General features: G+C 39.9%; 10 protein-coding genes. All 10 read left to right on the top strand.

What is annotated here, in order from left to right; genetic code table 11:
- The first annotated feature begins 267 nt into the window (after positions 1-267).
- The 10 genes from ACFQZG_RS27445 (at position 268) to ACFQZG_RS27400 (ending at position 9,763) form a co-directional block, all read left to right on the top strand.
- Entirely contained in the window at positions 268-603 is a 336-nt protein-coding gene (locus ACFQZG_RS27445; protein ID WP_378157931.1) for a hypothetical protein, read from the top strand.
- A gap of 1,753 nt (positions 604-2,356) precedes the next feature.
- Positions 2,357-2,941 carry a 5' nucleotidase, NT5C type gene (locus tag ACFQZG_RS27440; protein WP_378157930.1) on the top strand — a complete coding sequence of 195 codons (585 nt, stop codon included), beginning with the start codon at positions 2,357-2,359 and terminating at the stop codon, positions 2,939-2,941.
- A gap of 246 nt (positions 2,942-3,187) precedes the next feature.
- On the top strand, positions 3,188-3,589 hold the full coding sequence (locus ACFQZG_RS27435; protein WP_378157929.1) for a hypothetical protein: 402 nt from the start codon (positions 3,188-3,190) through the stop codon (positions 3,587-3,589).
- 176 nt (positions 3,590-3,765) lie between these two features.
- Positions 3,766-4,353: a hypothetical protein gene (locus tag ACFQZG_RS27430; protein ID WP_378157927.1), complete on the top strand. Its 588-nt coding sequence runs from the start codon at positions 3,766-3,768 to the stop codon at positions 4,351-4,353.
- Positions 4,354-4,614: 261 nt separating this feature from the next.
- Positions 4,615-5,154, top strand: coding sequence for a hypothetical protein (locus ACFQZG_RS27425; RefSeq protein WP_378157926.1), 540 nt, complete (start codon positions 4,615-4,617; stop codon positions 5,152-5,154).
- Between the two features lie 251 nt (positions 5,155-5,405).
- Positions 5,406-5,807, top strand: coding sequence for a hypothetical protein (locus tag ACFQZG_RS27420; RefSeq protein ID WP_378157925.1), 402 nt, complete (start codon positions 5,406-5,408; stop codon positions 5,805-5,807).
- A 292-nt stretch (positions 5,808-6,099) separates the two neighbouring features.
- Entirely contained in the window at positions 6,100-6,633 is a 534-nt protein-coding gene (locus tag ACFQZG_RS27415; protein ID WP_378157924.1) for a hypothetical protein, read from the top strand.
- Between the two features lie 240 nt (positions 6,634-6,873).
- Positions 6,874-7,725 carry a hypothetical protein gene (locus ACFQZG_RS27410; RefSeq protein ID WP_378157922.1) on the top strand — a complete coding sequence of 284 codons (852 nt, stop codon included), beginning with the start codon at positions 6,874-6,876 and terminating at the stop codon, positions 7,723-7,725.
- Positions 7,726-8,645: 920 nt separating this feature from the next.
- The gene (locus ACFQZG_RS27405) at positions 8,646-9,185 is read left to right on the top strand and encodes a hypothetical protein (protein WP_378157920.1); all 540 of its coding nucleotides are present in this window, start codon (positions 8,646-8,648) and stop codon (positions 9,183-9,185) included.
- A 251-nt stretch (positions 9,186-9,436) separates the two neighbouring features.
- On the top strand, positions 9,437-9,763 hold the full coding sequence (locus ACFQZG_RS27400) for a hypothetical protein (protein WP_378157918.1): 327 nt from the start codon (positions 9,437-9,439) through the stop codon (positions 9,761-9,763).
- Positions 9,764-10,873 lie beyond the last annotated feature (1,110 nt).

The following is a 10,873-nucleotide window of genomic DNA, read 5'->3' as shown; positions in this document are numbered from 1 at the left end:
GTGGAATCGATGAAGCATTTCAGTATACGGGGATGCTGGATCTGCCGGACACATCCGCACCACCTAACCGCATCGCGGCCGCCCTTCGGGCTTAAGGTGGTGGGACGTCGTGAATACAATAACGTTAGATGAAAGTCAGCTAGAGCCTATTAAACCATAGTTAGTTTGTTGAAGGATTTATGACGATCTTGCGTGTCCGCAGTTAACTTTTGAAGATTTATTCAATGATGCCAGCGTGACAACAATCAACTAGGATGGTGGTTATATTTGATAGAAATCAATTATGACAGAGAGAAAGAACGTGTTTTTGATTTGAGTTATGTTCTGAAAGAGTATATACCTGATTCAATTTACAAGGAGTACCCTATAAACACTGAACTACACTTTATGCAGAAATTATTAGATAAAGATCCCGCTATTCATTATCTGGGATCATCTGAAATGATTTGGAGCATTGATTATATGTACAAATATGAAGAGAAGAGTTTTACCCTCGTTTTGGATGAAGATTATGGTTTCATCAGCTACGCAGTGGATGATAGTAAGGAAAGAAACGAAATAGCAGAATATTTAAAGAGACTTATAGAAAACCGATTAGCGTGACAACATTCAGCAAACTAGTTTTGAAAGTAGATCAATGAAGCCAGCGCGACAATATTCAGCAAACCTGTTTTGAAAGTAAATCAATGAAGCCAGCGCGACAATATTCAGCAAACTTGTTTTGAAAGTAAATCAATGAAGCCAGCTTAGCAATATTCAGCAAACCAGTTTTGAAAGTAGATCGATGAAGCAAGCGTGTCCGCATTATTTCAAGCATGAAGTTAAGTACGGGGAAGAGCTGACCATCATCTAACACCATATTCACGCATCGGGCATTCGCCCTCGGTCCGGCAAGGAGTTAGAAGTAAGCTCGGAGAGGTATCTCAGTATCAGGGAAGCGGAATCAGCCGTACACATCCCACCACCTAACCGCATCGCGGCCGCCCTTTGGGCTTAAGGTGGTAGGACGTCGTGAATACAATAACGTTATCTGCAATTGCCCAAGTCAATGAAGATCATCCATCCCTGACCCCAAACATGAAACCAAAGTGGACACGAAGGGATCTCGACGAAGAAGTCGAACAATTCATATTAGTCAGTAACCCTTTTCTCGCCGAGGACGGCGATGAAGATGAATTGTTCGACGAGCTTGTCCACTTGATTTCATAACCGTTTGGGTCGGGAACGAAAGATTCGTTTATGAATTCTTAACTCTAATGAAGATCTTGATTCTAGAACATCAGTTACTTGATACAGTCTCACACCGATCGACCGATCCAGCGCCGCCCCAATGGTGCATCGTGGATCGACCGAAACTTCGGGATGAGACTTCAAGTACCTGATAGACAAAACGAATCAAGACTTCAAAAACAGAGTTAAATCATAAAGTAAACGAATCTTTCTTGGATGAATCGAGGAAGAGGGCAACAGCAGATAACACCATATTCACGCTACGGGCCGGCATTCGCCGACCCTCGGTCCGGACCGGAGCTCGATGCATTTCGAAGAGGCATTTCAGTATACAGTGAAGCGGGAACAGCCGGACACATCCGCACCGACTAAGCGCATCGCGCCCGGCGACTTCGTCGCCTTAAGTCGGTAGGACGTCGTGAATACAATAACGTTATCTGCAATTGCCCAAGTCAATGAAGATCATCCATCCCTGACCCCAAACATGAAACCAAAGTGGACACGAAGGGATCTCAACGAAGAAGTCGAACAATTCATATTAGTCAGTAACCCTTTTCTCGCCGAGGACGGCGATGAAGATGAATTGTTCGACGAGCTTGTCCACTTGATTTCATAACCGTTTGGGTCGGGAACGAAAGATTCGTTTATGAATTCTTAACTCTAATGAAGATCTTGATTCTAGAACATCAGTTACTTGATAAAGTCTCACACCGATCGACCGATCCAGCGCCGCACCAATGGTGCATTGTGGATCGACCGAAACCTCGGGATGAGACTTCAAGTACCTGATAGACAAAACGAATCAAGACTTCAAAAACAGAGTTAAATCAAAAAGTAAACGAATCTTTCTTGGATGAATCGAGGAAGAGGGCAACAGCAGATAACACCATATTCACGCATCGGGACGACTCCGTCGCCCCTCGGTCCGGCACGAAGTTAGAAGTGAATTCGGAGAGGCATTTCAGTTTCAGGGAAGCGGGATCAGCCGGACACATCCGCACCGACTAAGCGCATCGCGCCCGGCCACTTCGTGGCCTTAAGTCGGTGGGACGTCGTGAATACAATAACGTTATAGGAAATCAGCGCAATAATAAAAAGCTAAAAACTTACAAAACCATAGAAGAGAGTGAAGAACATTAAGATAGTCGTGGATTTAGATAATACATTACTTGATGCCACTACGCCCCACCTAAAATACTATAATCTAGCTTCAGGGCTAAACTTCACAAAAGAAGATGTAATTGAATTTTACATATATCGTTTATACAACTGGAATAAGGAAGAACGTGATAGAATTTATTACGAACATGGCTATAATATTCATTGGGAGTCAGTCCCATATTTGATGTCAATAGAAACACTAAATCAATTATTTATGCAACATCATATAACAATAATGACTGCACGTCCCTCACATTACCGAGACGTCACAGTTAAGTGGCTCGAATATTATGGTGCTAAATATCACGATTTAGTTTTTACAGAGAGTAAGTATAGTGAGTTTAGAAACATCGAGGCTGATGTATTAGTGGATGATGCACCACATTATGCAATGGAGTTTTCACAAGTGGGAACACCGGTAATTTTATTTAATCAACCGTATAATGATCAGATCGATAACGAATATATATATCGTGCAACAAGCTGGAAGGCAGTAGAAGAACATATCATTAATCTGAATAAGATAGTTAACAAATATATGTCTAAGTAACTCGAGGAAGGCGCTGACATCCTATAACACCATATTCACGCATCGGGCATTCGCCCTCGGTCCGGCACGAAGTTAGAAGTGAATTCGGTGAGGCATTTCAGTATCGGGGAAGCAGAATCAGCCGGACACATCCGCACCGACTAACTGCGCAAGCGCAGCCGGTTCCTTCGGAACCTTAAGTCGGTGGGACGTCGTGAATACAATAACGTTATGCGAAATACCCCAATGCAGAAAGGAATATGAAAAGTGATTAGATCTATATCGATATGCCTTTTTGTAATTATAATGTTGATATTACAGAGTTGTTCAGGTGATATTAATAAGTCATTTGAAGGGACATGGATAGCAAATCAAGAATCACAAAAGATATCAGGAAATTCAGATGGAAAACATACAAAATATAGAGTGCTGGAATATAATTACTGGGAATCAAAAAATGAAAAAATAAAACTATCAAACTACACCCAAATATCTCGAAGCGGTAAGGAAGAGATCGATCACTCGGGAATTGAAGTGAAATATGAAATGAAATCAAAGAATGAAATTATCATAGATAATATCGTTTTTAGACTAGAGATTAATAAAGACAAAATGATCATAAAGAATGATGATTTAGAGATTCAATTTGAAAGATATAATAACAAATAGATGAGAGCAAGGTACTTCGCATAACACCATATTCACGCATCGGGCATTCGCCCTCGGTCCGGCAGAAGTTAGAAGTGGATTCGGAGAAGCATTTCAGTAGCAAGGAAGCGAATTCAGCCGGACACATCCGCACCGACTAAGCGCATCGCGCCCGGCCACTTTGTGGCCTTAAGTAGATGGGACGTCGTGAATACAATAACGTTATCAGAAATCAATGCAAATCAATCTGTGTAGGTGAGCATATGTGGGGACAGTATAAAGAAATATATAAATTCAAACCCATGAATGAAGTCTTTCAAGAGATTATTACTCCCGTAATGAAAATTGATGACAGACCTCTCTATTATATGGGGGAGGGATTTTTTATATCTTATTCTGACAAGCTATTTATCATTGAGAACAATGAACGAATAGAAATTGGTCCAGAGGGAGAATATGCATTAAATCTATTCTATTTTTCAAATAAAAACCAAATCAAAAAACACTTTAATATCTCAAATGAGTTTGCTCCATACAAAACAAGTGTGTTTCATATTGATTATGAAATAGAAATTGGAAACTCAAAATTAGAGATCTCAAATAATCTTAGAAGACAGAAAATTAGACATCAAGCTAGTCAATCAAGGAGATACAATAAGGAAGCTGGTAGCTTTGATTTTTATTGTAATGAAATTGAATTTGATGATTACCGGCTATTTTTCTTTAATGAAGATAGAAAAGCGCTGCTTGAAGCTATTGAATATACATTTAAAGAACAATTGTGAGTGGACTCAGGATGACATTGACTTCTGATAACACCATATTCACGCTTCGGGTCGACGTTGTCGCCCCTCGGTCCGTCAGGAGTCAGAAGTGGATTCGATGAGGTATTTCAGTGTTCAGGGAAGCGAAGTCGGCTGGACACATCCGCACCACCTAACCGCATCGCGGCCGCCCTTCGGGCTTAAGGTGGTGGGACGTCGTGAATACAAGAACGTTATGCGTAATTACTGTAATTTCATTTTTAAAGAAAAGGATGACAACCAATGCAAGTTGGAGATTGGGTTACAGCCTATAATAAAGGCTTTTTTCAAGTAATAAAGATTATGAAAAGATATTATGACGAATCCCACAGAGGTGGGATTCTTGGTAATAATTCAATCGGTGAAGAGTTTCCTGATCCAATGGTTGTATTAAAGAAAGGATTTACTTCTAGTCTAAAACCATCTATAAGTTGGGATACTTGTGCTCATTCTTTGTGTAGCAAAGTATGTGATGAAGAATTAATGATAATTGAAGATAAGTTTATTAAAGATGAGAAGCTTAAATTCAAATTTGAGAACTTTAAAATTCCTCCGATTACAACAGTAATTAATATAGGATTCAATTCTAATAATCAAATATTCGATCTTGAAGTATTACGATCAGAAATCAAAAATGGAATGACATTCTTAGAGATCAAAAAGAAAACAAAAAGTGATCTTGTATTTGAATATCCTCATAATAGTACAATTCAACTCGTCAATTACGATCACGAAATAAATGAAGAAAAAGAATTAATATATAGAGGAATACATATTGTTTGAAAGTTGATCAAGAAGACAGTAACTACGCATAACACCATATTCACGCATCGGGCATTCGCCCTCGGTCCGGCACGAAGTTTGAAGTGGATTCAGAGAGGGATTTCAGTTTCGGAGAAGCTGGGGTAGCCGGACACATCCGCACCACCTAACCGCATCGCGGCCGGCTCTTCGAGCCTTAAGGTGGTGGGACGTCGTGAATACATGAACGTTAGCTGAAATTGCCTAAGTACTATAAGAACGGAGAGATCAGTATGTGGATCCCATATGAAGTAATTAGAAAACATCCACATGATTTTACTGTGAGATATAGATTTTATAGTGTTGCTGAGGGCGGAAGGAAATACATTCCTCATCAAGGTTACAGGGCGGATTTTGCCTTTGAAGAGGATTTTGTTAATAGACCGTTATCTTTAAGAGTAATTCATCCTGAATTTGAGGATAAAGAAAATCAAATAATATTAAATGATGCAGTTTCTGTTCCGATTTGTGGTACAGCTAGAATGTGGGTTTTAATTGCAACTGCAAGAAGAGAACGAGATGTAAAGACAATTAAACTCGGAATGAAAGGATATTTCATGGAAGGTTCAAGAAGAGTAGCAGAAGCTGAAGTAATAGAAATAAATGGATTATTTACAAATCCAATGTATGAGTAAGAAGCGTGAAGGACTGATTTGTATTGTAGTTCAAAGATGAGGCAACTTCAGCTAACACCATATTCACGCATCGGGACGGCATTCGCCATCCCTCGGTCCGGACCGAAGCTCGAAGCATTTCGGAGAGGTATTTCAGTATACGGGGAAGCATAATCAGCCGGACACATCCCACCACCTAACCGCATCACGGCCGCCCTTTGGGCTTAAGGTGGTAGGACGTCGTGAATACATGAACGTTAGATGAAATCTTCGAATGCTAGTAAAATCTAAAACAATAAAGGAACATGCATCTATGTCCTTCAATTTATATCATTATTTTGACAGAGACAAAGGACCGTTTAAGAACTTATCCAAGCTGACAAGTGAAGTTGCAGAAGAGATCTCAAATAAGATCAAAATAGATGGAGACACGTTTGCAAGCCAACGCTCGAAAGACTATATGTACATTAGAAGAGAATTGGAATCTAAAGCTCGCGCGCAATTCATCGCAAAGGGAGGCAAACCACAAAACATATTTCCTCATTACTTGACGGTAGAAGCATGTGAATGGATAGCATCATGGTATAGGAATCCTGGAGTAGTCGTTATACCTTGGGGAGAGTTTTTAGAAGAATCAATTAGTTTTACGTATGGAGATCTATTCCCCACAATGAGATATGAAGATAGCAAACCGTATCGAAAACAAGTCTACACAAAGAATGAAATCTTAGAAGTCATTAAACGATTTGGGTTCCCGCAAGACTGGAATGTAAAAGGAGATCAAGGGCCTGAGAGATATATAGAAGTTCAGGTATGGGATGAAGAAGTGATAAAGCAGTATTTGTAGGATTGACTGAGGGTCGAAGACTTCATCTAACACCATATTCACGCATCGGGCATTCGCCCTCGGTCCGGCAGGAGTTAGAAGTAGATTCGGTGAGGCATTTTCAGTATCGGGGGAGCTAATCAGCCGGACACATCCCACCACCTAACCGCATCGCGGCCGCCCTTCGGGCTTAAGGTGGTAGGACGTCGTGAATACAATAACGTTATACGACATTCTCCAATACCATAAAGGAGCAAAAAAATGAGCGATAAATCCCCATTATTTGTGAGTTCTTTAGAATTGGTTGCACATGCTACAGAATTGTATACGAAAGGAAACCCAAAGAAATATAAGTTCGTAATATTGCACTTAGCGAATTCAATTGAGCTAATCCTCAAAGATCTATTAATTGATAAAGGAATAAGCATTTATAAGGGACGTTCAACTGAAACTGTTTCAGTTTGGACTGCATTTGATGAACTAAATAATGTAGGGGTGATTATAAAGGAAAGACCAATAATTGAATTATTAATTGATGATAGAAATACAATTCAACATAGATTTGGCTATCCTAATGCTGAAACAGTATATTACTATCTCGAAGTCGTTATTAAATTCTTTAAAACCTTTTTGGAAGAGCAATATGACGTAAAGCTCTCTGAAGCATTAGAACCTCATTTATCTCTTGAAGATATGCAGTTTTTAGGGCTAATCGAAGATGGGTTCTTACTATTTGATAAATTATTTAAAATTTCACCTGAATCTGCGGTGATTCAAGCATATCAAACATTTGAAAAAGAGTTTGTTCAGCTAATACATGATCATTTAAATACTGATCCTTATTTGCCTTTACTTAGAAATCCGTTGTTTATGAACTTGTTAGTAGAACTACAGGCGGCTGGTTACATTCAACCCGACTCAATTATTAAGTTTAACATTTTAAGGCAAAATAGAAACATAGCAGCTCATTCGACTGGCGAATCTGATAATAACTCAATGTTTGAAGCTCTTAAAATTGCAAAAGAATTACTTACGGGATTCAGGAATGCACAGAATGATAAATATATAAATGATATAAAGCTCAAGGAATTAACTAAACCATCTGAGAGTTGAGCTCTGAGGTGGAGAACGTCGTATAACACCATATTCACGCATCGGGCATTCGCCCTCGGTCCGGCACGAAGTTAGAAGTGGATACAGAGAGGCATTTCAGTTTTCGAGGAAGCGGGATCAGCCGGACACATCCGCACCGACTAACTGCGCAAGCGCAGCCGGCACCTGGTGGTGCCTTAAGTCGGTGGGACGTCGTGAATACAATAACGTTATATGCAATCGGGGCAAGTGCTGGTTTAAGTTCTACTCAATGCAAAGGTACTTAAAAAGCTTCAAGATCCATCAACAGCAACAGATTAGGACATGGAGTGTTTACAAGAATCGCCGGTGGCAAATGGTAGAACAAGTTGTGTTTGCATTAAGAGAGCACTTTAGATTTGAAGAAACCATTGAAGTAAATGAGAGAAGGAATATTTAATGAATTACTATATAGCTTATATATTAATAACCGTATTAATGTGGATCCGATTATCAAGTTGGATGGTTCGTCAAAGAATATTGATTATTTTTCTGACGCAGATTGTATTTTTTATTGGATTGTTCTTTAGTAATCTTGAGAATATTATTCGAACTATCTTTCAAATCAACATTATTATTCTGTGTATTATCTTAGTAATAATACTTGTTAAGAGAGATAAGAATAATAAACAACTCAATGAAGGTAACTCTTAGAAGGCCCCGACAGCATATAACACCATATTCACGCATCGGGCATTCGCCCTCGGTCCGGCACGAAGTGAGAGGCTGATCGAAGAGGCATTTCAGTTTCATGGAAGTACAAGCAGCCGGACACATCCCACCACCTAACCGCATCGCGGCCGCCCTTCGGGCTTAAGGTGGTAGGACGTCGTGAATATAATAACGTTAGGTGAAATACATGCAAAATCTGATTAAACAAAAGATCTTAGGAGATTTGAAAAATGACTTCAAACTACCTAGTTTCAGAAACACTTGATAAATTACTAGAGTTAGATGAAGAGTTAAAGGTCAATAATTCATCTTTAGAATATTATTTAGGTATAATTTTACGTCGTGAAGATGGCTTTAAGTATGATTGTACTCCAGACGACTCAAGAGTGTTTGCACACACTGGTTCTGATGGAGATCATTTCGCTTTTTATACAATTGACGAAGCAGTGGCTTTGGATGAAGCTCCGATCTTACTCATCCAGCCAATGATGTTTCAAATGCCAGTAAAAGTAGTGGCTAAAAACATTAGAGATTTATTTGCTATCTATCTCACGATTAAAGAGCTCTACATATTGGAAAGATTTGATTGGTATTTGAGTGAGGAAGACATGATAAAAGATATAACGAACAATTATGAGAAACAGATAATTGAAAGAAATTCGGAAATTGAATTTATATCAAAGAAATTAGTAAATCATTTAAACCTAAGCCCAATCAATAATGTGTACAAGTATATAACTGATCTCAGAAGAGAAATTAAAGTAAAGTGATTGTAATTCGAGGGGGCATGTACTTCACCTAACACCATATTCACGCATCGGGCATTCGCCCTCGGTCCGGCAGAAGTTAGAGGTGATTCGGAGAGGTATTTTCAGTAGCGGTGAAGCGGAATCAGCCGGACACATCCCACCACCTAACCGCATCGCGGCCGCCCTTCGGGCTTAAGGTGTTAGGACGTCGTGAATACAATAACGTTAGGTGAAATATGTCTAGAACATATTGAAAGGATAGAACTAAAAATATGAAATCAAATAGAACAGAAATTGAAGAAGACATATTAGAGAAATGTAAGCAATTAGTTCTTGAACTAAGAGGCAATAAGGCTGGAAGCGGGAATGCATTATTAAATTTTGAATTAATCAACCAACTTTACGATCGACTTATTCAATACAAAAAGCAAATTAACGACAAAGAAATAGTCAATAAAGAAGTGGTAGGTGTATTATTCTATACTTGCTCACGTTTTTACGTTCAGAGTAATTATGCAAATAATAGAGAAGAGCTATTAAATCAATTTAGTAAGCTGAATCTTGTTTTGCTAAAACTATATATGACTTTGGATGAATAAGAGAAACCATACGATAGAATCTCATAGAAGAGACATACTTCACCTAACACCATATTCACGCATCGGGCATGCGCCCTCGGTCCGGCACGAAGTTAGGAGTGGACTCGAAGAGGCATTTCAGTTTCGGGGAAGTGGAATCAGCCGGACACATCCCACCACCTAACCGCATCGCGGCCGCCCCGTTGGGGCTTAAGGTGGTAGGACGTCGTGAATACAATAACGTTATCAGAAAGTCAGCAAGAGCAGATAAAGTCATGGCGTGTCCGCGGATATTGGATATAGTAAGCATTAATGAAGTCAGCGTGTAAACGTAAACCTGCATGAGTAAGCTTTTCGAAGAAGCCAGCGTGACAACATTCAGCAAACCTATATGAGTAGGTATTTCGAGGAAGCCAGCGTGTCAACATTCAGCAGACCTATATATGAGTAGGCACCTCGGAGAGGCCAGCGTGATAACACTCAACAGAGCTATACGTGTAGGTATCTCGGAGAAGCTAGTGTGTCAACATTCAGCAAACCTATATGAGTAGGCACCTCGGAGAAGTCAGCATGACAACACTCAGCAAACCTAGATTAGTCATTTCGAGGAAGCCAGCGTGATTACATTAAGCAAGCTATATGAGTAGGTATCTCGATGAAGTCAGCGTGACAACATTCAGCAAACCATTTGTTCGAGCATCTCTAAGAAGTCAGCGAGACAACATTGAGCAAACCTATAGGTGAAGGTCAATCGATGAAGCTAGTACAGTGATTCGAGGAAGAAGCGTGTCCGCAATATATCAGTTGGTAGTAGCTCGAGGAAGTGCTGACCTTCTGATAACACCATATTCACGCATCGGGACGACGTTGTCGCCCCTCGGTCCGGCCGAAGTCTGATGTGGATTCGATGAGGCATTTCAGTATACGGGGAAGCGGAATCAGCCGGACACATCCGCACCACCTAACCGCATCGCGGCCGCCACTTCGTGGCTTAAGGTGGTGGGACGTCGTGAATACAATAACGTTATCTGAAACCGGTGCAATTCAATAAAAAGACACTTGAAGATCAAGTGCCGTTAAGTCTTATATATGTCACCGCGTGAACCTATCTTTACAACTATTATTATTAGT

This window comes from Cohnella sp. GCM10027633, assembly GCF_042675445.1.
GTDB lineage: Bacteria > Bacillota > Bacilli > Paenibacillales > Paenibacillaceae > Cohnella.
Note: the sequence above shows the minus strand (reverse complement) of the source record. Positions and strands in the feature narration are given on the sequence as shown.

Coding starts and splice junctions, on each gene's coding strand:
- ACFQZG_RS27430 (WP_378157927.1), top strand. CDS start 3,766: ATGGGACGTCGTGAATACAATAACGTTATCAGAAATCAATGCAAATCA.
- ACFQZG_RS27425 (WP_378157926.1), top strand. CDS start 4,615: ATGCAAGTTGGAGATTGGGTTACAGCCTATAATAAAGGCTTTTTTCAA.
- ACFQZG_RS27420 (WP_378157925.1), top strand. CDS start 5,406: ATGTGGATCCCATATGAAGTAATTAGAAAACATCCACATGATTTTACT.
- ACFQZG_RS27415 (WP_378157924.1), top strand. CDS start 6,100: ATGTCCTTCAATTTATATCATTATTTTGACAGAGACAAAGGACCGTTT.
- ACFQZG_RS27410 (WP_378157922.1), top strand. CDS start 6,874: ATGAGCGATAAATCCCCATTATTTGTGAGTTCTTTAGAATTGGTTGCA.
- ACFQZG_RS27405 (WP_378157920.1), top strand. CDS start 8,646: ATGACTTCAAACTACCTAGTTTCAGAAACACTTGATAAATTACTAGAG.
- ACFQZG_RS27400 (WP_378157918.1), top strand. CDS start 9,437: ATGAAATCAAATAGAACAGAAATTGAAGAAGACATATTAGAGAAATGT.